21 protein-coding genes and 2 rRNA genes are annotated in these 25226 nt (G+C 70.4%); 14 read left to right on the forward strand and 9 right to left on the reverse strand.

What is annotated here, in order from left to right:
* Positions 1 to 203, forward strand: a 23S ribosomal RNA gene (locus AB0A65_RS23200); the annotation flags it as partial.
* Positions 204 to 347: 144 nt separating this feature from the next.
* Positions 348 to 464: ribosomal RNA gene (rrf, locus tag AB0A65_RS23205) — 5S ribosomal RNA — on the forward strand.
* A gap of 123 nt (positions 465 to 587) precedes the next feature.
* Here the strand turns inward: rrf and AB0A65_RS23210 are convergent.
* Positions 588 to 1649 (reverse strand): hypothetical protein, encoded by a 1062-nt coding sequence (locus AB0A65_RS23210; protein WP_359954337.1) that lies wholly within the window; start codon positions 1647 to 1649, stop codon positions 588 to 590.
* Between the two features lie 342 nt (positions 1650 to 1991).
* On the opposite strand from AB0A65_RS23210, the gene AB0A65_RS23215 reads away from it, so the two are divergent.
* Both AB0A65_RS23215 and AB0A65_RS23220 read left to right on the forward strand, forming a co-directional pair.
* Positions 1992 to 3542, forward strand: coding sequence for a gamma-glutamyltransferase (locus AB0A65_RS23215; RefSeq protein ID WP_359954339.1), 1551 nt, complete (start codon positions 1992 to 1994; stop codon positions 3540 to 3542).
* A 66-nt stretch (positions 3543 to 3608) separates the two neighbouring features.
* Positions 3609 to 4739 (forward strand): crosslink repair DNA glycosylase YcaQ family protein, encoded by a 1131-nt coding sequence (locus tag AB0A65_RS23220; protein WP_359954341.1) that lies wholly within the window; start codon positions 3609 to 3611, stop codon positions 4737 to 4739.
* A gap of 155 nt (positions 4740 to 4894) precedes the next feature.
* Here the strand turns inward: AB0A65_RS23220 and AB0A65_RS23225 are convergent, their stop codons facing one another.
* The 4 genes from AB0A65_RS23225 to AB0A65_RS23240 form a co-directional block, all read right to left on the reverse strand.
* A complete protein-coding gene (locus tag AB0A65_RS23225) occupies positions 4895 to 6049 on the reverse strand; it encodes a S1 family peptidase (protein ID WP_359954343.1) in 1155 nt (384 codons plus the stop codon).
* Positions 6050 to 6335: 286 nt separating this feature from the next.
* Positions 6336 to 7160 (reverse strand): NmrA family NAD(P)-binding protein, encoded by an 825-nt coding sequence (locus tag AB0A65_RS23230; protein ID WP_359954345.1) that lies wholly within the window; start codon positions 7158 to 7160, stop codon positions 6336 to 6338.
* Between the two features lie 323 nt (positions 7161 to 7483).
* Positions 7484 to 8158, reverse strand: a complete 675-nt coding sequence (locus AB0A65_RS23235; RefSeq protein WP_359954347.1) for a response regulator transcription factor — start codon at positions 8156 to 8158, stop codon at positions 7484 to 7486.
* A complete protein-coding gene (locus tag AB0A65_RS23240; RefSeq protein WP_359954349.1) occupies positions 8155 to 9465 on the reverse strand; it encodes a histidine kinase in 1311 nt (436 codons plus the stop codon). The genes AB0A65_RS23235 and AB0A65_RS23240 overlap by 4 nt, the downstream gene beginning before the upstream one ends.
* Positions 9466 to 9608: 143 nt before the next feature.
* On the opposite strand from AB0A65_RS23240, the gene AB0A65_RS23245 reads away from it, so the two are divergent.
* Entirely contained in the window at positions 9609 to 10292 is a 684-nt protein-coding gene (locus AB0A65_RS23245; protein ID WP_359954351.1) for a DUF998 domain-containing protein, read from the forward strand.
* 149 nt (positions 10293 to 10441) lie between these two features.
* Here AB0A65_RS23245 and AB0A65_RS23250 read toward each other — a convergent pair whose 3' ends face one another.
* On the reverse strand, positions 10442 to 11890 hold the full coding sequence (locus tag AB0A65_RS23250; protein WP_359954353.1) for an MFS transporter: 1449 nt from the start codon (positions 11888 to 11890) through the stop codon (positions 10442 to 10444).
* 128 nt (positions 11891 to 12018) lie between these two features.
* On the opposite strand from AB0A65_RS23250, the gene AB0A65_RS23255 reads away from it, so the two are divergent.
* The 5 genes from AB0A65_RS23255 to AB0A65_RS23275 all read left to right on the forward strand — a co-directional run bounded on the left by AB0A65_RS23255 (position 12019) and on the right by AB0A65_RS23275 (position 16568).
* Positions 12019 to 13218, forward strand: a complete 1200-nt coding sequence (locus tag AB0A65_RS23255) for a cytochrome P450 (protein ID WP_359954355.1) — start codon at positions 12019 to 12021, stop codon at positions 13216 to 13218.
* Positions 13215 to 13889: a helix-turn-helix domain-containing protein gene (locus AB0A65_RS23260; RefSeq protein WP_359954357.1), complete on the forward strand. Its 675-nt coding sequence runs from the start codon at positions 13215 to 13217 to the stop codon at positions 13887 to 13889. The genes AB0A65_RS23255 and AB0A65_RS23260 overlap by 4 nt, the downstream gene beginning before the upstream one ends.
* On the forward strand, positions 13873 to 14073 hold the full coding sequence (locus AB0A65_RS23265; RefSeq protein WP_359954359.1) for a ferredoxin: 201 nt from the start codon (positions 13873 to 13875) through the stop codon (positions 14071 to 14073). The genes AB0A65_RS23260 and AB0A65_RS23265 overlap by 17 nt, the downstream gene beginning before the upstream one ends.
* Complete coding sequence (locus AB0A65_RS23270; RefSeq protein ID WP_359954361.1) at positions 14070 to 15233, forward strand: FAD-dependent oxidoreductase; 1164 nt, start codon at positions 14070 to 14072, stop codon at positions 15231 to 15233. Before AB0A65_RS23265 ends, AB0A65_RS23270 begins: the two co-directional genes overlap by 4 nt.
* 102 nt (positions 15234 to 15335) lie before the next feature.
* Positions 15336 to 16568: a cytochrome P450 gene (locus AB0A65_RS23275; RefSeq protein WP_359954362.1), complete on the forward strand. Its 1233-nt coding sequence runs from the start codon at positions 15336 to 15338 to the stop codon at positions 16566 to 16568.
* A gap of 20 nt (positions 16569 to 16588) precedes the next feature.
* Here AB0A65_RS23275 and AB0A65_RS23280 read toward each other — a convergent pair whose 3' ends face one another.
* Positions 16589 to 17377, reverse strand: a complete 789-nt coding sequence (locus tag AB0A65_RS23280; protein WP_359954364.1) for a TIGR02569 family protein — start codon at positions 17375 to 17377, stop codon at positions 16589 to 16591.
* 43 nt (positions 17378 to 17420) lie between these two features.
* Positions 17421 to 18122 carry a siderophore-interacting protein gene (locus tag AB0A65_RS23285; protein WP_359954366.1) on the reverse strand — a complete coding sequence of 234 codons (702 nt, stop codon included), beginning with the start codon at positions 18120 to 18122 and terminating at the stop codon, positions 17421 to 17423.
* 54 nt (positions 18123 to 18176) lie between these two features.
* On the opposite strand from AB0A65_RS23285, the gene AB0A65_RS23290 reads away from it, so the two are divergent.
* Positions 18177 to 20738 (forward strand): GNAT family N-acetyltransferase, encoded by a 2562-nt coding sequence (locus AB0A65_RS23290; protein WP_359954367.1) that lies wholly within the window; start codon positions 18177 to 18179, stop codon positions 20736 to 20738.
* A 59-nt stretch (positions 20739 to 20797) separates the two neighbouring features.
* Here AB0A65_RS23290 and AB0A65_RS23295 read toward each other — a convergent pair whose 3' ends face one another.
* Positions 20798 to 21793 carry a pectin esterase gene (locus AB0A65_RS23295; protein ID WP_359954369.1) on the reverse strand — a complete coding sequence of 332 codons (996 nt, stop codon included), beginning with the start codon at positions 21791 to 21793 and terminating at the stop codon, positions 20798 to 20800.
* Between the two features lie 226 nt (positions 21794 to 22019).
* Here AB0A65_RS23295 and AB0A65_RS23300 point away from each other — a divergent pair, with 226 nt between their 5' ends.
* The 3 genes from AB0A65_RS23300 to AB0A65_RS23310 are packed head-to-tail and all read left to right on the forward strand — an operon-like array spanning position 22020 to position 25220.
* A complete protein-coding gene (locus tag AB0A65_RS23300; RefSeq protein ID WP_359954370.1) occupies positions 22020 to 23360 on the forward strand; it encodes an extracellular solute-binding protein in 1341 nt (446 codons plus the stop codon).
* Between the two features lie 17 nt (positions 23361 to 23377).
* Positions 23378 to 24316 (forward strand): sugar ABC transporter permease, encoded by a 939-nt coding sequence (locus AB0A65_RS23305; RefSeq protein ID WP_359954591.1) that lies wholly within the window; start codon positions 23378 to 23380, stop codon positions 24314 to 24316.
* Between the two features lie 10 nt (positions 24317 to 24326).
* Entirely contained in the window at positions 24327 to 25220 is an 894-nt protein-coding gene (locus AB0A65_RS23310; RefSeq protein ID WP_359954372.1) for a carbohydrate ABC transporter permease, read from the forward strand.
* Positions 25221 to 25226: the final 6 nt, after the last annotated feature.

Here is a 25226-nt window from a genome sequence, read left to right on the forward strand (position 1 = left end):
TACCGCCAGGTGCATGGCTGGTTGGCTACGTTCGGGAGCGATAACCGCTGAAAGCATCTAAGCGGGAAGCGTGCTCTAAGATGAGATCTCCGTCAGCAGTAATGCTGGTGAGGCGCCCTAAAGATGATGGGGTTGATAGGCCCGACATGGAAGAGCAGCAATGCTTGGAGTGGACGGGTACTAACCGCCGAGAACTTAACATTACACACGGCCTACAAGGTCGGAGCGAAACATGACATTCACGCACGCTATGCGATTCTGAGACAACACGCTCAGGCTCGATCGCGCACCCCCGCCCCGGAACGGGGCTGGGTGCCGCAGTCGCCGAGCAGACCCTCAAGGGTTTGTTTGGTGGTGAGAGCGGAAGTGACACACCCGGTCCCATTCCGAACCCGGTCGTTACGGCTTCCAGCGCCGATGGTACTGCACTCGAGAGGGTGTGGGAGAGCAGGACACCGCCAAACATTAAACGAACAGAAAGGCCCGACACACAGTGTCGGGCCTTTCTGCATGCCTGGCTGCATAGCTGGAAGCGGTTATGCGGCAATGAAAAAGGCCCCCACCTCGCGGTGGGGGCCTTTTGTCGTCTAGACGTACGGGCCGTCGATGTGCTCGCCGGCGTGCTGGCGGTACCAGAGGCCGCGGTAGCAGCGCCACGGCTGGGGGCGCAGCTGGGTGGGCGCGAAGATCTGTTCGAGGAGGCGGCGGGCCTCCAGGAAGAAGTCGAGGCGCTCGTCGGGGGCCGCGACGTGCTGGGAGTCGTCGACGGGGGTCTCCGCAGGGAGAATCGTCAGCGACGGCCACATCGTGGTCTGCTCGGCGAGGGGGAGGAGCCAGGCGCGCATCTCGTCGAGCGGTTCGCTGCCCACCGTGTAGGTGAACGAGGTGCGGTGGCCGGCTTCCCTAGCCGCCGAGAGGATCTCGGAGAGGCGTTCGGACTGGCGGCTGGCGACCGGCATGACCGGGTCGGCTGCCGCGGCGTCCTCGGGGACGATGGGTTCGGCCGCGAGTTCGGCGCTGTCGTCCTTGTACGTCTCGGTCGTGAGGAACAGCAGGACCGGGCCGACCTTCTCGGCGAGCTCGTTGAACGCGGTCTTGCTGCGCAGGGCCGGGGTCAGGACGCCGAGGGTAGTGGAGTCGGGGAGTCCTTCTGCGGTCATTGCCTCGCGGACCGCGAGGAGGTGCTCGACGATCAGCTGCTCGTCGCGGGCGCCGCTCGCGGAGAGGGTGACCTCGTCGAAGAGGTGCTGCTCGCCGTCGTCGGTCAGGTCGGAGGCGAGGGCTTCCAGGAGGTCCCGGTAGCACTTGACCAGTTCGGCGGACTCGACGTCGGCCTGGAGGAGGAGGGTGGCGGCGGTGCCGTCGGCGCGGAGGTACCCGCGGACCTCTTCCCCTGGTTCGGCTTCGATGATCTCGGCGACCGGGGTGCCGTCGACGCAGAGCTCGCTCAGGCCGTGCTGGGGCGAGGACGGGTCGACGTGGGCGCGGAGGCTGAACGGCGACGTCGCGCGGTCTGCCGGGAGGACGAGCATGAACTCCTCGTCCTCGGAGTTCAGCCGCAGGCGCATGCCCTCGCTGTTGTTGCCGCGCAGGCCGTAGAGGTTGAGTGCGATGAGCAGGAGCTCGCTCCACTCAAGGTCGTGTCGCACTGCGAGGCGCCGCCAGCGGTGCACCGTAGACGAGATCGGCCCGGCTGAATCAGCTGGTTGTATCGGCTCTTCCATGACCAGTTCCGATCTTTCCTCTCGTCCCCACCGCGGAAACTCCACCGTACAAGAGACTCGGCCGTACAGGTGGACGCGGTCCACCTCTATGCTAGGGCCGCTGACGGACAAAAGCACCCGTCGTGAGCTGCGGCACGCGGCCGGAATCGGGGCGGTCGTCACTAGCCGCGCGGCAAGGTAGGCTTTGCGCGGTGTCGGACCTGCGGTTCGGCGCGAATCCGTCCCCCCCGTTCGGCGATGGCCGGCGGTTGCGCAAAGGAGTCCCCCGTGGTCGACCAGGGTGTGGTCTGTTCCGTCGATCCCCACGTCAGCCGGATCGGCGCCGACGTGCTCGCGATCGGCGGCAACGCCGTCGACGCCGCGATCGCCGCCGGTGCGGCGCTGACGATCGTGGCCCCGCACCTGTGCGGCCTGGGCGGCGACCTGTTCGCACTGGTCCACGTGCCGGGCGAGGACGCTCCGGCGTACCTGAACGCCTCGGGCCGCGCCGGATCAGGCGCCGACGCCGAGGGGCTGCGGGCCGAAGGGCACAAGGCCATGCCGTTCCGGAACGACCTGCGTTCGGCGACCGTGCCGGGCTGCGTGGACGGCTGGTTCGCGCTGCACGAGCGGTACGGGTCGCGGCCGATGGCGGAGCTGCTGGCGCCCGCGATCGAGCTGGCGTCCAAGGGCTGGCCCGCCACGGCGATGCTCGCGAAGGCCGGGAAGATCCTTGAGGGCGTCCCCGGTGCCGAGGACCTGGTGGGCCTCGAAGCGGGGGCGACGGTGACGCGCGAGCGGACCGCCGCGGCGCTGCGCGCCGCCGCTGAGGGCGGGCGCGACGGGTTCTACCTGGGGGACTTCGGGCAGGGGCTCGTGGAGATCGGCAAGGGCCTGTTCACGGAGGCGGATCTCGCTGTGGTGCAAGCGCAGTGGGAGGAGCCGATCAGCGTGGACGCGTTCGGGCACCGGATCTGGGCGGCGGCGCCGAACTCGCAGGGGTACCTGCTGCTGCTCGCATTGGCGATCGCCGACAAGCTTGACCTGCCCGTGGACGCCGGCGACCCGCTGTGGGCGCACTACCTGGTCGAGGCCGCACGCCAGGCCGGGTACGACCGGCCGGAGCGGCTGTTCGACGGCGCCGACGTCGCGGACCTGCTGGCGGCCGCGGGGGAGCGGGCCGGGCGGATCAGTGCCGACGCGAAGGCCGACGTGCCGGTGCACCAGGCCGCGGGCGGCACCACTTACATGGCGGTGCTGGACCAGAACGGCATGGGCGTCTCCTACATCCAGTCGAACGCGGCCGGGTTCGGGACGTGGCTGTTCGAGCCGCGCACCGGCATCGGCCTCCAGAACCGCGGCACCGGGTTCAACCTGGAGCCGGGTCACCCGGCCGAGTACGGGCCGGGGAAGCGCCCGCCGCACACGCTCGTGCCGGCGCTCGTGACGCGCCCGGACGGGTCGCTGCGGCTCGTCGCCGGGTCGATGGGCGGCGACTCGCAGCCGCAGATCGTGTCGCAGCTGATCGCGAGGGTCCTGCACGGCGGCGAGACCGTCGAGGCCGCGGTCGCGGCGCCGCGGTGGCGGCTGTTCCCGGGCGAGACCGGGTTCGGGACGTGGACCGGCGTGTACGAGACGGACGTGGAGCTTGAGGCAGGGAGCCCTGAGGCGTGGGCCGAAGGCTTGAGCGACCGCGGGTTCGCGGTCGCACCGGCCGCGGCCGGGAGCGGCTTCGGGCACGCGCACCTCATCGAGATCGACGAGGCCGGACGCGTTGCGGGAGCGGCGGACCCGCGTGCGGAGACCGGGACCGTGGGGACGGCGCCGAACCGGGGCTGACGGATTGTCGGACCCCGGCGGTACGGTCGGGGGCGATCGGTGTGGCTCTCGGAGAGGACTGGTGCAGTGCCTGAGTCGTTGCGGCTGGCGGATGCGCGGCGGATCGCCATCGCCGCGCAGTTGCGGCCGAAGGCCGCGCGTTTCAAGACGGTGCTGGAGCGGCTCGGGTGCATTCAGCTCGACACGATCTCCGCGGTGCGGCGCGCGCACGAGCTGACGCTGCTCGCGCGGGACCTCGACGTCGAGGAGGCCGTGCGGAGCCTGGACCGGCGCAAGGCGCCGATCGCGTTCGAGTACTGGGCGCACGCGATGTCGCTGCTGCCGGTGTCGGCGTGGCCGTACCTGGCGCGGCGCCGGGCCTCGTGGCGCGAGCGGTACGCCGACGACTCACTTGCGGAAGCCGAGGCCGAGGTGCTGGCGCTGCTGCGCGAGCGCGGGGCGATCACCGTGTCGGACTTCCCCTCCGGTGCGATGCACCGCGGCCAGGGCGCCGGGAACATGGGCGACTCCTGGAACCTCCGCACCGACCACAAGCACGCCGTGGAGCGGCTGCTGTGGTTCGGGGAGGTCGCGTGCACGCACCGGATCGGGTTCAAGCGCGTCTACCAGCTCGCCGAGCGCGCGATCCCCGCTGAGCACCTGTGGGACGCCGATGACGCGGAGTGCCTGCGGTACATGGTGTCCACGGCGCTGCGGAACCTCGGCGTGGGCACGACGAAGGACGTCGCGGACTACTTCCGGCTCAAGATCGCCGACACCGAGCGGGTGCTGCGCGAGCTTGAGGTTGAGGAGGTCGCCGTGGAGGGCTGGAAGGGCCGCGCCTGGATCGACCCGCAGGTGAAGCGCACCCGGGTCACCGGCGCGGAGCGGGCCGTCGCGGTGTCGATGTTCGACCAGCTGGTGTGGCTGCGTGAGCGCATGGACCGGCTGTGGGGCCACGGCTGGAAGATCGAGATCTACGTGCCGGAGCCGCAGCGCACGTTCGGGTACTACTGCCTGCCGGTGTTCGTCGGCAGCGACCTGCCCGGGCGGGTCGCGCTGCGCCGCAGCAGCGGCGAGCTCGTCGTGGAGGCGGCGCAGTGGGACGACGCGCGGGCCGACCGGGAGCACCTGCACGCGGCGGTGGACCGGGCGGCCTCGTGGGTCGGGGCCGAGGTGCGGTGGAAGGCCGAGGTCCGGGGGTTCGACACCGCCTGAGGGCGAGGAAGGGGGCGCGGTTGGCGACGACATAGACAGGGGCGCGGAGAAGCCCCGGCCTAGGGTGGCGACCGGGGCTCCTGGGGTCCGAGCCGTTGCGGCTCAAGAGGTTCGGGCCCGGCCGTTGTCGATCCGGCCGGACCCTGCATTCGGTCCTACGTCGTGACGAGCGTCAGGCCCCACGCGGAGAGGGCCGGGCCGATCGGCTGGAAGTAGGTCGTGCCACCGGAGGTGCAGTTGCCGTTGCCGCCGGAGGTCATGCCCTGGGCGGAGTTGCCGGTGATGAACGAGCCGCCGGAGTCGCCGGGCTCGGCGCACACGTTGGTGCGGGTCAGGCCGGAGACGCTGCCCTCGGCGTAGTTGACGGTCTGGTTGAACGCCTGGACCGTGCCGCAGTGCCAGCCCGTGGTCGAACCGGAGCGGCAGATCGAGGACCCGACGGCGGCCTGGTTGGCGTTCGCGACGTCGCGCGAGCCCGAGTACATGTTGACCTCGTCGTAGAGCGGCTCGCTGGCGCCGACCGCGACCCAGGCGCGGTCAGCGCCCGGGAACACCGAGTTGCGGAAGGTGCCCGGGGCGGCCTCGCCGCTGGTCACCTGGTCGCCGGCCGAACCGCAGTGGCCCGCGGTCACGAAGCCGGGGGTCGAGCCCTGGCGGACCGAGAAGCCCACGGAGCAGCGCCACGAGTTCTCGATGATGTACGAGTCGCCGCCGCGCACGAAGAACAGCTCGGGCGCCTCGGCGGTCGCGAGGGAGACGAGCGCCGGGTCGATGCCCGCGGCGTCCACGGCCTCGGCCGCGACGGCCTCGTCGGCCGCCTCGACCACGAGCGTGTTGTTCTCCAGGTCGATGTAGTGGCCGTACAGGCCGTCGAGCGCGAGGGCGTCGAGGCCCGCGCCGGCCGCTTCGAGATCGGCGAGGGCGTGCTCGACGAGGACCGGGGTGGCCCCTTCGGCGCGCAGCTCGTTGAAGTCGGCGCGGTCGGTGGTGGCGACGAGGATCTCGTCGGCGCCCTCGGCGACCCACAGGCCCCCGTAGGAGGCGTCGAGCGAGTCCGGGACCTCGGTGAGGAGGTCGGACGCGACGGCCTCGACGGCGAGGCGGTCGTACGCCTCGGACTCGCTGAGCCCGAAGGTGTCAGAGAGCTCCTCGACGAGTGCGGGGGAGACGTTCCCGAGCAGGTCGGCGCGGGCGTCCGCGGCCTTGGCGTCGAGGATCTCGGCCGAGGCGGGTGCCGCGCCGGCGGCGAGCGAGAGCGCGGTGGCTACGGCGCCGGCGGCCGTGACCGCAAGTGCGCGTTGGCGATTCATGTGATGCATGCCTTTCGGGTGAGGGCATCGACGGCCGACGGGGTTCGCGACCGCCATGGCAGGGCCGGATGCGACCGCTGGTTGCGGTCTCACCCGAGGTGATGGGTGAGCCATGCCATACATGGAGATTAGAGGTAAACCGCACAAAATTAAAGATAGAAATAATTCAGTGAATATCGGGCTAAGTGGTCTTCGGTTTCAGAAATGCGAACAGACCTGTGATTTCACAGATTCACGCCAAAAGGGGCGTCGCTCCGGTCGGAACGACGCCCCTCGTCTCGGGCGGCTACTTGAACGCGTCGGCGTGCTCGCCCGCCCACTGCGCGAACGTGCGGGCCGGGCGGCCGGTGACCCGCTCGACCGTGTCGACCACGGTCTTCCCCTCCGGCGGCGTGTTGCCAAGGGCCTCAAGGAGGAACGCGATGAGGCCCTCGTGGAAGCCCTCGCCGCTCCACTTCTCGCGCGCCTCTTCGACGGTGAGCTCCACGTACTCGACCTCGCGGCCGATCGCCTCGCCGAGGATGCGGACCCGGTCCTGGAGCGTGAGGACCTCGGGGCCGGTGATGACGAGGTCGCCGCCGTCGTGCCCGCCGTCGAGGAGGACCCGCGCGGCGACGGCGCCGATGTCGGCGGGGTGGACCATCGCGCTGCGGCGGTCGCCGAAGGGCTCGCGGATGCGGCTCTCGGCCTTGATGGGCGCGGCCCACCACATGAGGGAGTTCGACATGAACTCGACGGGGTGGAGGAAGGTCGTCTCGATCGCGCTGGCGGCGAGGAGGGTCTCGAAGGGGCCGTCGGCCATGCCGCCGAGGACGGTGCAGCGGCGCACGCCCGCGGCCTCGGCGAGGGCGACGACGGCGGCCGGGTCGGGGATCGCGCCGTACTGCTCGCCCGCGAAGTTGATGAAGTGGACGGCGTCGACGCCCTTGAAGGCGTCGGCGAGGGTCTCGGGCGCGGACAGGTCGCCGACGGCGGTCTCGACGCCGGCGGGGAGGACGGCCTCGGCATTGCGGGTGAGGGCCCGCAGCTCGGCGGTGGGGTCGGCGGCGGCGAGCTGCTCGACGACGTTGCGGCCGACGGTTCCGGTGGCGCCGGTGATCAGGATGCGCATGGGGACTCCTCAGGAAAAACTCTGGAACGGAATGACTTGTTCCAAGTATATCAGAGCGGAATGATCCATTCCAATAGGTGGGTCGAAGTTTTCGGAAGGAGACGGGTTGCGGAGATGATGGCGCAGGTGGGAGGGCGTGTCGACCCCCGCGGTCGGGCGTGTCGGCGCGCAGACGCCCCCGGCTTCAAAGGTGCCCGGTAGGTACGACAGCGGAGGCGGGGTGGGGTTCTTGGGCAGGAGTGATGGTGGGGCGCGGTGAGTCGCCCCCGGCTTCAAAGGTGCCCGGTGGGTACGACAGTTCGGGTGGGCGAGGGGCAGGCGGGCTACTGCTCGCGGGGGTCTCCCGCGGTGACCAGGCCGGTCTCGTAGGCGCAGATGACGGCCTGGGCGCGGTCGCGGAGTTCGAGCTTGGCGAAGATCTTGCCGACGTGCGTTTTGACGGTCTGCTCGGAGACGAACAGGGCCGCGGCGATCTCGGGGTTGGACAGGCCGCGGGCGATGAGGCGCAGGACCTCCTCCTCCCGCGGGGTGAGGGCGTCGAGCCTGGAAGAGCGGCGCAGCGCCGGGCGGGCCTTGAAGCACTCCTCGATGAGGCGGCGCGTCACCGACGGGGCCAGGAGGGCGTCGCCGTCGGCGACCACGCGGACCGCCGCGATGAGGTCGCCGGGCGGGGCGTCCTTGAGCAGGAACCCGCTGGCGCCCATGCGGAGCGCCTCGTACACGTAGTCGTCGATGTCGAACGTCGTGAGCATGAGCACCCGCGGCCGCCGCTCCTCCGGCGCCGAGAGGATGCGCTTGGCCGCCTCCAGGCCGTCCATCGTCGGCATCCGCACGTCCATGAGGACCACGTCGGGGCGCAGGCGGGTGGTCTCGGTGACCGCCGCGACGCCGTCGGGGGCGTCGCCGACGACCTCGATGTCCTCCTGCGCGTTCAGGAGCGCCGCGAAACCGGCGCGGACCATGGCCTGGTCGTCGGCGATGAGCACCTTGATCGTCACGCGGACTCCTCTGCGGTCGAGCGGATCGGCAGGACCGCGCGGACGCGGAACCCGCCTTCGGGGGTCGGGCCCGCCGCCAGCTCGCCGCCGTCGAGGGCGACGCGCTCGCGCATGCCGACCAGGCCCAGCCCGGAGCCGTCGCGGCCCGTCGGGCCGGGGCCGCCGGGCGGCGGGCCGTTCACCACCGTAACCGCAATCGTCCCGTGCTCGGCCGCGACGGAGGCTTCCACCCGCGCGCCCGGGGCGTGACGCATCACGTTGCTCAGCGCCTCCTGGACCACGCGGAACACCGTGAGCGCCAGGGTCTCCGGGAGGTCCTCGGGGAGGTCGCCGACCACGAGGTCCACGGGCGTGCCCGTCCTCGTCACCGCCTCCGCGAGGCCGTGCAGCGCTTCAGGTCCCGGCTGCGGTTCGCGAGCGCCCGCGTCGTCCTCGGCGCGCAGCACCCCCAGCAGCCGCCGCATCTCCGCGAGCGCCTCGCGGGCCTGGTCGCCGATGGAGCGGAACTCTGCCTTCGCGTCCTCGTCGAGCCCGGCGATGCGGTACTCCGCGGTCGAGGACTGGACGGTGATCACCGACATGTGGTGCGCGACGATGTCGTGGAGCTCCCGCGCGATCCGGGCGCGCTCCTCCAGGAGGCGGCGGCGCTGGCGCTCGCCTTCGGCGACGCGCTCCTCCTCGGCGACGCGGGAGCGGCCCTGGCGCCAGATGCGCACCGTCAGGCCGACGAGGAACGCGAACGCGCCCAGGAGCAGGCCGAGCGTCAGGTTGTCGGAGGCCGGGTTCGGGTTCGCTTCGAGCACCGGCTGCGGCATGGGGCTCAGCTGGTGCGAGTTGACGCCCCAGACCGCGCCCGCGCCCACGGCCGCGTACCCGAGCCAGCAGAGGACGCCGACCCACGCGCGCCGGTCCCGGCCGAGTGCGAACAGCACGGTCATAAGGGCGAACAGGCTGGGGACGGTCAGCGGCCACGGCTCCCACTTCGTGGTCTCCGTCCAGAGGGCGGTCGCCACGAACGAGGCCATGACCAGCAGCCACGCCTCGACAGGCCGGAACCGCGCGAGGATGATCGCGGCTCCCGTGGCGATCGTGATGGGCGCGCCCACGGCGATGCCGTAGTTCGTGGCCATCAGCCCGTTCTGGATGGCGAACATCATGAGCGCGAACGGGACCGAGCCGGGGCCGAAGAGGGCGAAGGTGGAGGTGAAGCGCCAGCGCCAGTCGCCGTCGCCGAGGGGCGCGACGGGCACCAGGTAGCTGATGACCCGGCGGACGGGATGCGGGTTCGGTGCGGTCTCGGCGGTCACGTGCCTACGGTATGCCGCCGGGGACCTGCGCGCCCTCACTCCGGGGTACGGGGCGGGCGGGGGCGTCTCACCCCTGGGGGTGAGGCCGGATTCCACGCCTCGGCTTGAGGGAAGGGGACTTCCCGGAACCTACCGTTCGGCGCATGAACCGAGACTTCTTCCGAACGCGCGCAGCCGAGGTGACCGCCATGTCGGGGATCGCCGCCTCCCAGGCGGGCTTCGCGGTGATGCACTTGACGCAGGCACATGACGTGGACCCGGTGGCGATCCCGGTGTCCGCGTACGCCGTGACCTGGCCGGGGGTCCTCCTGTTCCCGCTGTCGGTGATCGCGCTGGCGGCGACCTGCTTCATCCTGGCGATGCGCGGGGTGGGGCTGGCGCGGGAGGGCTTCGTGCGGTTCCTGCTGGGGGCGACGGCGGTGATGCTGGTGTGCGCGGCGGTGTTCCGCACGGGGACGCCGGAGTCGGGGCTGACGTGGTGGGCGCAGATCCACCGGTATTCGGCGGGGGCGGCGTTCGTGCTGCTGACGGTGGTGGCGGGGATCTGCGCGGCGCGGATGCGGCATGCGGACGCGCCCGCGTGGGTGCGGCACGGGACGTGGTGGGCGACGGTGCTGGCGGCGCTGACGTTCCTGACGACGACGGTGAACACGTTCCTGCCGGGGGTCCTGGACGGCGGGGACTGGCGAGGGATTCCGCAGCGGGTGCTGCTGGTGGTCCTGTCGTCGCTGCTGTGGTTCCTGGTGGCGAACTCGATCCGGGCGGCGGTGCCGGTCCCGGTGGAGGAGCCGGTGCGGGTGCCGGTGCTGGCGGGGGTGCGGTCGTGAGGGCGTGGTTCGCGCGGGTGCGGATGGCGCTGGGGGGCTGCCGGTCCCGGCGCGGGGAGTTCGTGTTCTTCCACGGTGAGGGGCCGGGCTCGGAGTTCGGGAGCTGGTTCTAGCGGGGCGGGCCCGGCGTCGTCGCCGGGCCCGCCTTGTCATGCGGCGGCTTTGACGAGTTCCGGTGCGGGCGTGCCGGTCTCGGCGGAGCGCCCCGGGAGGAACGCGGCGATGGCGAGTGCGGCGAGGGACGCGAACGCGGCGATGAGGAAGATGATCTGGAAGGCGTCCTTGGACGGGACGGCGGTCCCCGCGAAGTCGACGGTGACGTGGGCGAGGACGACGCCGGCGATGGCGCTGGAGACCGAGGTGCCGATGGACCGCATGAGGGTGTTCAGGCTGTTGGCGGCGGCGGTCTCGTGGACGGGTGTGGCGTCCATGATGAGGGCGGGCATGGCGCCGTAGGCGAGTCCCATGCCGGCGCCCATGAGGGTGGCGACGAGGACGAGCTGCCAGATCTCGGCCATGAGGAACGCGCCGAGGCCGTAGGCGAGGGCGACGACGACGGCGCCGGCCATGAGGGTCGTCTTGGGGCCCTTGGCGTTGGTGATGCGCGCGGAGACCGGGGACATGGCCATCATGACCAGGCCGGAGGGCATCATGACGAGGCCGACCGTGAGCATGGACTGGCCGAAGCCGACGCCGGTGGCCTCGGGGATCTGGAGGAGCTGGGGCAGGACCAGCGACATGGCGAGCATCGCGAAGCCGAACACGACCGAGGCGAGGTCGGTGAGGAGGACTTGGCGGCGGGCGGTGGTGCGCAGGTCGACGAGCGGCTGCGGGGTGCGCAGTTCCCATGCGCCCCAGGCGAGGAGGACGACGATCGCGCCGAGTCCGAGGCCGAGGGTGAGCGGGTCGGTCCAGCCCCAGTCGGCGCCCTTGGAGACGGCGAGGAGCAGGCCGAGGAGGCCCGCGGAGAGGCCGACGGCGCCGACGGGGTCGAACCTGCCGCCGGACTTGACGCCGGATTCGGGGACGGTGGCGGCGACGAGGAGCAGGCACAGGAGTCCGGCGCCGGAGGCGACCCAGAAGAGGACGTGCCAGTCGGCGTGGTCGGCGAGGAGTGCGGCGGCCGGGAGGCCGAGGGCGCCGCCGATGCCGAGGGACGCGCTCATGAGGGCCATGGCCCCGGCGAGCTTGGCCTTCGGGAGTTCGTCGCGCATGATGCTGATGCCCAGGGGGATCACGCCCGCGGCGAGGCCCTGGATCGCGCGGCCGGTGATGAAGGACGCGAGGTTGGTGCTGAGCGCGGCGACGACGGAGCCGGCGGTGAGCAGCACGAGGCTGATGAGGAGCATGCGGCGCTTGCCGAACATGTCGCCGAGGCGGCCGACGACCGGGACGGCGACGGCGGAGGCGAGGAGCGTCGCGGTGACGGCCCACGAGGTGTCGCCGACCGAGGCGCCGAGGAGTTCGGGCAGTTCGGGCAGGAGCGGGATCACGAACGTCTGCATGAGCGAGACGACGATCCCGGAGATCGCGAGGACCGCGATGATGCGGTTCGAGCGGGCGGGTGTTCCGTCCGGCTCGGCGGTGTTCTGAGTCATCGGTGGTGGTTTCCATCCTGGTAGTGCATGTGACCCGAAATATTTTAAGTCAACTGCTTGACTTACTGTACTACGAGGGGTTGAATAGTGGGCAAATCGAACTGCCGCCGACGTATCAGGAGGACCACATGTCCGAGAACACCGCCCTCCAGTACCCCATCCCCAACGACGCCGTGCTCGACCCGCCGGCCGAATGGGCCGAGCTCAGGGGCAAGTGCCCCGTCGCGCATGTGACGTTCGCCTCGGGCGACCCGGCGACCCTCCTCACCCGGTACGAGGACGTCAAGGCCACCCTCGCCGACCCGCGCTTCACCCGCACCTCGGCCGAGGGGAACAGCGCCCGCGTCAGCGAGGAGTCCGGCGGCGTCCTCGACTCCGAGATGGCCTCCGTCCTCCCGCAGCAGGGCGAGGCCCACCTCGTGTGGCGCCGCACCCTCAACAAGTGGTTCACCGCCAAGCGCATGGCCGCGCTCCGCCCCGGCATCACCGCCATGGCCGACCGCCTCGTCGACGAGATGACCGCCGCGGGCGACACCGCGGACCTCAAGGCCGCCTTCGGGTTCCCCCTGCCGGTGTGGGTGATCTGCGAGATCCTCGGCGTCCCCGAGGACGACCGCGACAAGTTCTCGTACTGGTCCGACACGCTCCTGAGCATGACCAGGTACACCCAGGACGAGATCGTCGCCGCCCAGACCGAGTTCCACGTCTACCTCGCCGGGCACGTCGCCGCCAAGCGCGCCGAACCCGGCGACGACCTCCTCTCCGAACTCGTCACCGCCTCCGCCATGAGCGACGCCGAGATCATCGCCACCGGCCAGGGCCTCCTCGTCGCCGGGCACGAGACCACCGCGAACATGATCGGCAAGATGGCCGCGATGCTCCTCGCCGACCGCACCCGCTGGGAGGCGCTCCTCGCCGACCCGAAGCTCATCCGGTCCGCCGTCGAGGAGTCCCTGCGCATGGACGTCAACGCCGGGTTCGGCATGGTCCGCTACATCGACGAGGAGTTCGAGGTCGGCGGTGCCGTCATCGACCCCGGCACCACCGTCGTCTGCTCCATGGCCGCCGCCAACCGCGACGACGCCGCGTTCGAGGACGCCGCCGCCATGGACCTCGCCCGCACCCCCAACCCCCACTTGGCGTTCGGCGCCGGAGCGCACTCCTGCCTCGGGCAGGCCCTCGCCCGCACCGAGCTCCAGGTCTCGCTCGAAGTGCTCCTGCGGCGCCTCCCCTCCCTCGAACTCGCCGTCGCGCCCGAGGACCTCCAGCGGGTGGAAGGACTCCTGGTCGGCGGCATGGCCACCGTCCCCGTACGGTGGCGGACATGAGCACCAGCACCAGGGCCTCGCGGGTCGCGGCGACCCGCGAGGCGATCATCGCCGCCGCCGAGCGGCTCTTCGCCGAGCAGGGCGTCGCCGCCGTCTCCAACCGCCAGATCTCCGAAGCGGCCGGGCAGGGCAACAACACCGCCGTCGGCTACCACTTCGGCACCAAGGCCGACCTCGTCCGCGCCATCATCCGCGGGCACATGGAGGACATCGAGCGGGCGCGCATCGAGCGCCTCGACGCCATGGGCGACGAACCCGGCCTGCGCGACTGGGTCGAGTGCTTCGTCATGCCCACCATGGACCACCTCGGCGCGCTCGGCGAGCGGACCTGGTTCGCGCGCTTCGCCGCCCAGGTCCTCACCGACCCGGCCATGCGCGACGTGATCGCCGCCGAGGCCATGGAGGCGCCCTCGCTGCGCCAGGTCACCGCCGGGCTCAACGCCTGCCTGCCGGACCTGCCGCCCGACGTGCGCGACGAGCGCGACGGCATGGTCCGCCAGCTCGCAGTCGTCGTCCCCGCCGTCCGCGAATCCAAGATCGCGGTCGGCGAGGCCGTCGCCAGGGACACCTGGCATGAAGCGGGCCTCGGCCTGGTCGACGCCATCGTCGGCCTGTACGAGGCCGAAGTCACCGAACTCAGGGGGTTACACCGCCATGAAAGTCACCGTTGACGAGGACAAGTGCTGCGGCGCAGGGTCGTGCGTGCTCGTCGCACCCGACGTGTTCGACCAGCGCGACGAGGACGGGATCGTGATCCTCCTCGAACCCGTCCCCGCCGCCGAGTACCACGAGGCCGTGCGCGAGGCCGCGAGCGTCTGCCCGGCGCTGGCCATCGACGTCAGCGAGGTCGCGTGACGGCGAGCGTCCTCGTCGTGGGCGCCTCCGCGGCGGGGCTCGCCACCGCCGAGGCGCTGCGCCGCAAGGGCTTCGACGGACGCCTGACGCTCCTCGGCGCCGAACCGCACCTGCCCTACGACCGGCCGCCGCTGTCCAAGCAGGTCCTCTCCGGGGCCTGGGAGCCCGCCCGGGCGCAGCTGCGGCCCGACGCGATGCTGTCCTCACTGGACGCCGAGTTCGCGCTCGGCGAGGCCGCGACCGGCCTTGACGTGGCGAACCGGACCGTCACCACCGAGAACGGGCGGACGCTGGCGGCCGACGCGATCGTCATCGCCACCGGCATCCGGGCCCGGACGCTTCCGGGCGCGGCCGGGCTCGGCGGTGTGCACGTGCTGCGCACCATCGAGGACGCGCTGCGGCTGAAAGGCGAACTTGCGCAGGCGGAGCGGCTCGTGGTCGTCGGCGACGGCGTCCTCGGCGCCGAGATCGCCGCCACCGCGACCGGGCTCGGACCGGACGTGACGCTCGTGGGGCCGCAGGCCGCGCCGATGGAGCTCCAGCTCGGCTCCGGCGTCGCCAAGCACCTGGCCGAGATGCACACCGAGCGCGGTGTGCGGCTCCGGCCCGGGGTCGGCGTCGCGGGCCTGGAGGAGCGCGACGGGCGCGTCACGGGGGTGCGGCTCGACAACGGGGATACCCTGCCCGCGGACGCGGTGGTCGTGTCGATCGGGTCGATCCCGGTCACCGAGTGGCTCACCGGCAGCGGCCTGCGGATCGACAACGGCATCGTGTGCGACGCGAACTGCCTTGCCGCCGAAGGCATCTGGGCGGTCGGCGACGTCGCGCGCTGGCACCATGCGGGGCTCGGGCGCGACCTGCGCCTGGAGAACCGCACGAACGCCACCGAGCAGGCGGCCGCGGTGGCCGCGAACATCCTCGGCGCCGACCTGCCGTACAAGCCGGTGCCCTACTTCTGGACCGACCAGTTCGACGCGAAGATCCAGGTCTACGGCCTGCCTTCGGTCGACGGCGAACTCGACGTCCTCGAAGGCGACCCGGCCTCGCGCCGCTTCGTCGCCGCGTACCGTACGGACGGCCGGATCACCGGCGTCGTCGGCTGGTCCATGCCGAAGCAGGCCCGACAGCACCGTCAGTCTCTAGTGGAGTCGTTCGCCTAGCGTCCTCCGCGCCCCCGGATCTCATAACGCCCTTGAGCGTCGCCGTGCTGTGCCCAGGAACCAGTGCGGCGACTTGAACACCCGAACCGAAAGGAACGCGCGATGACCGACCAGGAGACCCCGGCCTACCCGATGGAGCGGGCCATGAAGTGCCCCTTCGACCCGCCGCCGCAGCTCAAGTCCCTTCAGGAGGAAGGGCCGATCACCAGGGTGCGCTTGGAGGACGGCCAGACGCCGTGGCTCGTCACCGGCTACGACGACCAGCGCACCGTCCTCTCGGACCCGCGCGTCAGCTCCGACACCGCGAGCCCCGGCTACCCGAACGCGGCCGTCGCCAAGAACTACGAGGCCGAGGGCGAAGCGCCGCAGGAGCAGCGGCCGAAGATCGGGTTCATCCTCATGGACGACCCCGAGCACGCGCGCCTGCGCCGCATGGTGACCGCGCCGTTCGCGATCAAACGCTCCGAGGCGCGGCGGCCCGCGATCCAGAAGATCGTCGACGACGCCATCGACGCGATGTTGGCCGGGCCCAACCCGACCGACCTCGTGGACGCGTTCGCGCTGCCCGTGCCGTCGCTCGTCATCAGCGAACTGCTCGGCGTCCCGTACGCCGACCACGACTTCTTCCAGGAGAACAGCAAGGTCATCGTCAACCTCGACGTCGCTCCTGAGGAGCGCATGATCGGGATGCGGAACCTGACCGTGTACCTCGACGACCTGGTCGGGCAGAAGATGAAGGCGCCGGGCGACGACCTCCTGTCGGGGCTCGTCGGGCGCGTCGAGTCCGGGGACATCACGCGCGCGGAGGCCGCGCAGATCGGCGTGCTCCTGCTCATCGCCGGGCACGAGACCACCGCGAACATGATCGCGCTGGGGACCTTGGCGCTCTTCGAGAACCCGGACCAGCTCGCGCTCCTGCGCGACAGCGACGACCCGGTCGTGGTCGCCAAGGCCGTCGAGGAGCTCCTGCGCTACCTCCACATCACCCACAACGGCCGCCGCCGGGCCGTCCTGGAGGACATGGAGATCGCCGGACAGGCCGTCAAGGCCGGCGAGGGCGTCATCCTCCCCGGCGACATCGGCAACCGCGACCCCGCCGTCTTCGCAGACCCGGACCGCCTCGACCTCACCCGCGACGCCCGCCGCCACATCGCCTTCGGCTTCGGCGTCCACCAGTGCCTCGGCCAGTCCCTCGCCCGCGTCGAACTCCAAGTCGTCTACAGCACCTTGTACAAGCGAATCCCCACCCTCGCCCTCGCCGGCGACCTGAAGGAACTCCCCTTCAAACACAACGCCGCCGTCTACGGCGTCTACGAACTCCCGGTGACCTGGTAGCGAACCGCCGGGCCCGCACGTCAGCGGGCTCGGCGGATTACCGCTCTTGCCGCTGGGAGGTAGGCGGGGTGGGGTTGCCAGGGGTGGTTGTCGGCTGTGGCGGCGTACTGGTCGGTGATCATTCGGTACATCAGGGCGCGCACTGTCATTTGGGGCCAGGATTCGAGGTTTGACCAGTGGTCGAGGAGCGTCGAGTCGGCTCCGTTCCAGCAGAGGGCGTCTACGGCGGTTACGGCGGCGGCCCAGGAGGTCGGGCGCCAGTAGGGCGGCCAGTCGATGATGGCGGGTGGGAGGCCCGGCTCGTAGAGGATGTTGCCCAGGAGGTCACCGTGGACCAGTTGGTGGGGGACGTCGATGGGGGTGCGGAACTCGGCGAGGGCGTGGAGTGTGGGGTCGGTTGGTTTTAGGTCGAGGTTCCAGGAGTCTCGGTCGGCCAGGGTCCACCAGTCGTCGCGGGAGGAGAGGAACCCGGGGCGGGGGAGGTGGGCGATGGCGGCGTGGAACGCCGCCCCGGCCGTGACGGCGTCGTTCCAGCGCTTCGGGTCGGTCGCACCGGGGAGGAGTGCGGTGGCCTCCCAGCCGTCCGCGGTCCAAGCGCCTTCGTGGGTCCGGATCGGGCGGGGGACTCGGAAGGTAGTGGACTCGGGGAGGGACGAGAGGGTCTCCGCGCGCCATTCGGCTTCTGCCTGGTTGTCCACAGGTTTGAGGACGACATCGCCGCTTCGCCAGGTGCGGCCCTGGCCGCCGTCGAGGAGCGTGGGCTTTTCGACGGCGCCGAAGGCTTCGAGGACGGTCCGGGGCGGCTGCATGGGGTGAGGGTAGCCGGGCGGGGACGGGTGGGCGAGGGGTTTGTCAGCGCCAGTAGGCCATGGTGTGGAGGCGGTCTTTGGGGAGGGCGAGGTCCTTGCGGGCGAAGGCGGTGAGGGCTCGGGTGGTGCGGGCTTCGCAGGTTATCCACAGGTATGTGGACGGGGTGGCGAGGGCGGGGAGGGCGGCTCGGACGGCGGATTCGAGGGCCGTGCCGTCGCCGCGGGGGATGAGGTGGAGGTCGTGGGCGTCGCGGGTGCGGAAGGGCAGGTCGTCGTCGGTGGTGGTCTCGAACCAGACGGTGGCGGGGGTGTCGGGGAAGGAGTCGAGGAGGGAGTTGATCGCGGGGAGGGACGCCGGGTCGCCGACGAGGAGGAGGCGCTCGGGGAACGGGTCGGGGGTGGCGAAGGCGGTGCCGTAGACGGTGGCGGCGATGGTGTCGCCGGGGGCGGCCGTCTCGGACCAGTTGCTCGCGACGCCGTCGTGGAGGGCGAACTCGATGTCGAAGGTGCCGGCCTCGGGGTCCGGGTCGACGAGGGTGTAGCCGCGCTGGTGGGGCTTGCCGTCGTACTCGAACCAGAGGCGGACCCACATCGCGGGGTGGACGGGGAGCTCGGCGAGGAGCCCGCCGTCGGTGAACGAGAGCCGCCGGTAGCGCGGGGCGACCTGCTCGGCGCCGGTGACCGTGAACTTGAAGTCCTTGGCGCGCAGGAGTTTCAGTACCGCGCCTTCCCAGCCCTTGCCCATGCCGGTCCTCTCGAAACTAGGGGTTCTCTTCAGTTAGGTTAGACTAACCTAATTATGAGGTTCGAATGCTATCGGGATTCCTGGGGGATCCCGCACCTGCGGGCACCCGACGCATCGGCGCTCGCCTACGCCCAGGGCTGGAACGCCGCCACCGACCGGGCCTGGCAGCTGGAGCTCCTCCGGCGCCGCGCCACCGGGACCGCCTCCGAGCTGCTGGGGAGCGAATGGGTCAACTGGGACCGGCTCGTCCGGCAGGTCCAGGTCACCGCGTCGGCGCGAGCCGCCTTCGATGGGCTTGAACCGGAGACGCAGGAGTGGGTCTCCCGATTTGTCGATGGGATCAATTCCGTTGGGACTTACGAGGGTTGGGAGCCCTGGACTCCGCTTGCCATCTGGCATGCCGAGCACCTGACGTTCGGGTCCGGGTTCCCCGCCAAGATCTGGCGCCAGCGGGTCCGCGAGACCCTCGGCGCGGAGGCTGTTTCAAGGTTCGCCATGGACGGGCCCGAACCTGTCGGATCGAACGGGTGGCTCGTATCGGGGGCGTTGACCGAGTCCGGTTCAGCGATCGTCGCCGGGGACCCTCACCGGTTCATTCAGCTTCCCGGGTCTTACCAGCAGATTCGGTTGTCCTGCGATGAGTTCGATGTCCTCGGGCTCGCCATGCCCGGTATCCCGGGCATCGCTCATTTCGGTCACGCCGGGGACGTCGCCTGGGGCATCACGAACGGCATGGCCGACACCTCGGACCTGTTCCAGGAGCAGCTGCGGCGCAACGCGGACGGGTCGATCGAGGCGTTCGGGCCCGACGGGTGGGAGTCGGTTCGGGCGTCGACTGAGACCTTCTCGGTGGCCGGTGGCGACGACCAGGTCGTCACGGTGCTGGAGACGCCCCGCGGGCCGGTTGTCGAGGACGGGCCCGAGGGCGTGCTCAGCCTTCGCGGGCCGGTGACCGCCGAACCGGATCTTGGCTTCGCCGCCCTGCCGAAGTTGCTGCGGGCTCGGACTGTTGCTGATGTCGATGCCGCCCTTGACGACTGGGTCCTTCCCGTCAACGTCGTCATGGCTGCCGACACGCGAGGTGGGCTGCTGCATCGCGCCGCGGGGAAGGTGCCGAAGCGTGACTTGGAGAATCGGAAGTATCCCGTTCCCGCCTGGGACGCGCGGTACGCCTGGCGTGGCTGGGAGCCCATGCCCCGCAAGGACGTCGACCGGGTCGCGACCATGGCGAACGACCGCGGGGTCGCCGCGCCGCTCGGGGTCGAGTTCTGCCAGCCGTATCGGGCCGACCGGATCCGCGAGCTGATCGAGGAGCGGACCGATTGGGCCGCAGCGGACATGGCGCGCATCCACACCGACACCCTCCTGCCCTCGGCCGGGATCGTCCTCGACCTGCTGCCCGCGCTCAAACTCGGACCCGAGGGCCGCGCCCTCCGGGAGCGGCTGCTGTTGTGGGACCGGCGCATGGACGCCGACAGCGTCGAGGCCGCCGCGTTCGCGCGCGTCCGGGGCGCGTTCGTGGAGCGGCTCGCCGAGCTGCCGGTGTTCGCGCCGCTCACCGAGTCGACTGGGTACTCGCCGTTCTTCGCCGGATGGCTGGCCCTGCTGCCGCGCATCGCGTACGCGCTGGAGCACGTGCTCGCCAGCGGCCTCATGAGCGACGAGGAGCGCGACGCCGCGCTGGCGACGGCGGTCGAAGAGGTCGCCGGACGCGAACCGGTCGCCTGGGGCGAGGTCCACCGGCTCGCGCCGTGGCATGACGCGGCGGAAGGGGACGAGGCGGTCGAGCCGCTCGACGGCATGGCCGGGGACGCCGACTGCGTGCTCTCCACTGCGGGCGGGCTCGGTGCGAGCGAGGACTTCCTGCGCGGGCCCGCCGCGAGGTGGGTGTGGGACCTCGCGGACCGGGGGAGCAGCCGGTGGATCGTCCCGTTCGGAGCGTCGGGTCGGCCCGGGGCGCATCAGCGGGACCAGTTCCCGCTGTGGAAGCGCGGAGAGCTGGCGAGGATCGAGACCGATTGGCATGAGCTGCAACTGGAGTACCGGATGATCGAGCGCCCGGCCGTGTTCGAGGAGCGGGTGGAGGGCTTCGGGCGCGTCGCGATCGTGCCCGTGCGGCCCGCCGAGGACCTCGACCTCATCTACGGGTGGGTCACCGAGGAGCGGGCGCGGTTCTGGGGGATGACCAAGCACTCCAAGGACCACGTGCTGGAGATCTACGAGTACCTGGACTCGCTCGACACGCACCACGCGTTCCTGATCCTGCGGGACGGGACGCCGATCGCCCTGTTCCAGACGTACGAGCCCGAGGCCGATCCGGTCGGCGAGTGCTACGAGGTCGAGCCCGGCGACATCGGGGCGCACCTGCTGGTCGCCGGGGCGAACGGGCGGGCCCTGCCCGGGTTCACCGGGCGGCTCATGGGGGTGCTGGCGCTGTACCTGTTCGCCGACCCGGCCCATCAGCGGATCGTGGTCGAACCGGACGCGAGGAACGTGCAGGCCGCGGCCCGCATGCGCCGCATCGGGTTCGACCTCGGGCCGCAGATCGAGCTGGGGGACAAGCGCGCGCAGCTGGCGTTCCTGCGGCGCGAGGACGCGCCCTGCCGTCTGAAGTAGACGTATGAGCGGCGGCCCCAACCCCAGGGCCGCCGCTCGCGGTTCAGCGGTGGTGCGGCTCAGGTCCCAATACCGGGCTGCGGGCCGCTGAACCGGCTCAGGAGGGCCGGCACCGCGCGGGCGGGGTCGAGCCGGTAGTCGTAGAAGTCGCGCGGGTCGAAGCCCTCGCCCTGCTCGGTGATCAGGCCCTCGTCCCAGGTGCAGTCCACTGTGACGTTCCCGCGTTGCACGAGCTCGCCGTCGACCGTGTAGTACGGGTTGTGGACCCGCTCGAAGAAGCTGTTCTCGATGACGCCGTTGGAGAAGCCGCGCACGTAGTTCCCGTACGCGCTGACGTCCTGCAGGTGGTTGTTGTACATGTGCAGGTTCGCGATGTTGTCGGCGCTGGGGTTGCGCTGCACGGTGTCCTTGAACCAGTTGTGGTGGATGGTCATCTGCGCGGTGACGTTCGGGGTCCAGCCGATGCCGAACGTCTTGTTGTTCTCGTGCAGGCGGTTCCACGAGACGGTGAGGAACGTGGTGTCCTTGCGGCTGTCGATGAGCCCGTCGTTCATGCGGGTCAGCGTGTTGTGGTCGATCCAGACGTGGTCGGCGGTGTCCATCTGGATGGCGTCGAAGTCGAACTCCTTGTCGTCCGGGTCGTCCTCGGGCATGAGGGTGTCGCGGATCGTCAGGTTCCTGATGATGACATTGTGGACGCCCGCGGCGAGGAAGAAGCCGCCGCCGACGATCTGGCCGCGGGTGCCGACGCCGACGATCGTCTTGTTCGAGGCCACGCGGATCTCGGTGCCGCGCGGGGCGATGTCGATCGCGGCGGCGACGCGGATGACGTACGGCTCTGCGGCCGTGGCGTACGCGTTCAACGCCTCCTGCGTGGTGACCGTGACGACCGCGCCCCCGGCGCCGCCGGTGGTCGGGCCGCGGCCGAGGCCGGGGAGGGACGCGAAGCCGTCGGCGCAGTCGGACCAGCGTCGCCCGGCGGCCTCCGCGGCGGTCGGCACGCCCGCGGCGAAGGCGCCCGCGACGGCGGCTGCGCCGAGGGTCCGGCGGGTCATTCTCGTTGTCTTCCAGGGGTTCACGCGAGGCTCCTTCGACTCGGGGAGGGCGGCGTCAGGGAGCAGTCTAAGCAGGTCGATTGATTATGGTCAATGGATTGCCCTAATCTCGGACCAATTTTTTTCATGACTTGACATAACCTCGGGAACGGTCGTAACCTGAGCGCCCAACCATCGAGTCCGATCGATACGCCGGGCCCTCGGCCCGCGTGAAGGGACCGCAAGCGTGACCACAGCACAACCCCCCTCCACCCCTCGGCAGGCGGTCAGCCGCCGCAACCTCATGAAGGCCGGCGGCCTCGGCCTCGCCGCCGCCCCCGCGCTCGCCGCCTGCGGCCGCGGCTTCGGCGGCGGCGGAGACGACGACTCCGGCGGCGGCGTCACCCTCAACATGGTCTGGTGGGGCGACGCCACCCGGGCCGAGAAGACCCAGGCCGCCCTCGACGCCTTCATGGAGCAGAACGAAGGCGTCAAGATCGAGGTCGAGTACCAGGACTCCGGCCCCTACCAGGACAAGCTCGCCACCCGCTTCGCCGCGGGCGACCCGCCCGACCTCATGGCCATGCGCATGGACTCGCTCCGCGAGTACGCCGACCGCGGCGCCCTCCTCGACCTCAACGAGTACGCCGAGGACCTCGACCTCAGCGGCCTCAGCGACAACGCCGCGACCATCGCCGAAGTCGGCGACAGCATCTACGGCGTCCCCGCCGGGCTCAACACCATCGGCTTCGTCGTCAGGAAGGACTTCGCCGACCAGTACGGCGTCCCCATCCCCGACGGCGACACCTGGGGCTGGGAAGACCTGGCCGCCTTCGCGAAAGCCATCACCGACGCCAGCGGCGGCGAGGTCTACGGCACCGGCTTCGAGGCCCAGACCCTCGCCAACATCCTCGTCTTCACCCGCCAGCGCGGCGAGGACTTCTTCACCGACGACGACCAGCTGGGCGTCACCGCCGCCACCGTCCAAGCCTGGTTCGAGCTCATCAACGGGATGCGCGCCGACGGCGGGTTCCCGCCCGCCGGGTTCTTCGAGAACATCGGCGGCTCGGCCGACCAGTCCTACATCGCGCAGGGCAAACTCGCCTCGCAGATCATCCCCACCAACAACTTCCTCGGCTACAACGAGGCGTGCGGCGGGACCCTCGAACTGCTCCGCGTCCCCGGCGAGACGCAGGGCGCGCGGCGCGGCCAGTCCATCGACTGCCCGCACCTGTGGTCGGTCGCGTCCGCCTCCGAGCACCCGGAGACGGCGCTGAAACTGCTGGACTTCCTGCTCAACGACCCGGACGCGTCCCTCGCGACGGGCACCACGCGCGGCGTCCCCGCGAACTCCGAAGTGGCCGAGGAGATCAAGTCCTCGCTGGAGCCGGACGACCAGCTCGCCACCGACTACCTCATCGCCCTCCAGGGCGAGGACCTGCCGCGCTCGCTGCTGTACCCGCCGGGCGGGTCCGCCGTGTTCGACTTCCTCGACGCGCTGGCGGTCGAGGTCGAGTTCGGGCGCGTCAGCCCGGCCGACGCCGCCGCGCAGTTCATCGAGCAGGCCGAAGGGGCCATCGCAGGGTGAGCACCGAGACCGCCGTCATGCCGGAGGCGGACGTTCCGCCGGCCCCGGAAGGAGGGCGCCCGTCCGCAGGGCGCTCCCGGGGCCGGCGGGCGCGTAAGGACCGCGCCGGCTACCTGTTCCTGCTCCCGTGGTTCATCGGGATGCTGTTCACCGTGGTGCCGTTCTTCGCCTCGCTGTACCTGGCGTTCACGGACTACAACCTCCTGAACGATCCGAAGTGGATCGGGCTTGAGAACTTCACCGCGATGTTCCAGGACCCGGTGCTGCTCAAGTCGTTGAAGGTCACGTTCGTCTACACGTTCGTGTCGGTGCCGCTGTCGCTGGCGGCGGCGCTGGGCGTGGCGATGATCCTGAACAAGGGCATCAGGGCGCTCCCGGTGTACAGGGCCGTGTTCTACCTGCCCTCGCTCCTCGGCGCGAGCGTCGCGGTCGTCCTGCTGTGGCGCTACGTCTTCGGCCTTGACGGAATCGTGAACGCGTTCCTCGGCTGGTTCGGGGTGCCCGCGATCGCGTGGACCTCCGACCCGGACTACGCGCTGACGACGCTGATCATCCTGCACATCTGGACGTTCGGTTCGCCGATGGTGATCTTCCTGGCGGGGCTGCGGCAGATCCCGGTCATGTACTACGAGGCCGCGGCGGTCGACGGGGCGTCGCGCTGGCGCCGGTTCCGCTCGATCACCTTGCCGCTCTTGAGCCCGATCATCTTCTTCAACCTGATCCAGTCGCTGATCGCGTCGTTCCAGACGTTCACGCAGGGCTTCGTGATGAACGACGGCGGCGGGGGTCCGGCGAACTCCACATTGTTCTACAACCTGTACCTGTACCAGCAGGGCTTCAACCAGTTCCACATGGGCTACGCCTCGGCGATGGCCTGGACCCTGCTGGTCATCATCGCCGCGTTCACCGCCCTGACGTTCTTCTCCGCGAAGTACTGGGTCAACTACGACAACTGAGGCCGCATAGATGTCAACGACCTTGCAAACGCCGAAGGCGCGCGAAGACGACGATGCGCTGATCGAGCGGTACGGTTCGAGCCGCAAGAGCCGCTTCACCAGGCATGTCGTGCTGTGCCTGATCGGCCTGTTCATGATGTACCCGCTGCTGTGGCTGGTGTCGAGCTCGCTCAAGCCGAACGGGCTGATCTTCTCGGACCTGTCGCTGTGGCCGGCCGAGTGGAGCCCGCAGAACTACTCGGACGGCTGGACGGCCTTGGAGTGGGACTTCGGGGTCTACTTCTCGAACTCGATCATCATCGTGGTGCTCAGCATCGTGGGGAACCTGTTCTCGTGCTCCCTTGCGGCGTACGGGTTCGCGCGGTTGAACTTCACGGGCCGGAAGCTGTTCTTCGCGCTCATGCTCGGGACGATGATGCTGCCGGGGCACGTGCTGCTCATCCCGCAGTACATCCTGTTCGCGAAGCTCGGCTGGCTCAACACCTACTACCCGCTGCTGGTGCCGAACTTCCTGGCCACCAACGCGTTCTACATCTTCCTGATGGTGCAGTTCATGCGCCAGCTCCCGCAGGAGCTCGACGACGCGGCCCGGATCGACGGCTGCGGGCCGTTCCGCACGTTCTGGAGCATCATCCTGCCGCTGTGCCGCCCGGCGTTCGCGACGACCGCGATCTTCACGTTCATCTCGGTGTGGAACGAGTTCTTCGGGCCGCTGCTGTACCTGACCGACCCGGAGCTGTACACGGTGCCGCTGGCGCTGCGGCAGTTCGTGGACTCGGAGGGGCAGTCGCAGTGGGGGCAGATGTTCGCGATGTCGGTGCTGTCGCTCGCGCCGATCATCGGCTTCTTCATCGCCGGACAGAAGTACCTGGTCAAGGGCATTGCCACGACCGGGCTCAAATAGAGGGAA

The organism is Glycomyces sp. NPDC047010 (assembly GCF_040644205.1).
Lineage (GTDB): Bacteria > Actinomycetota > Actinomycetes > Mycobacteriales > Micromonosporaceae > Glycomyces.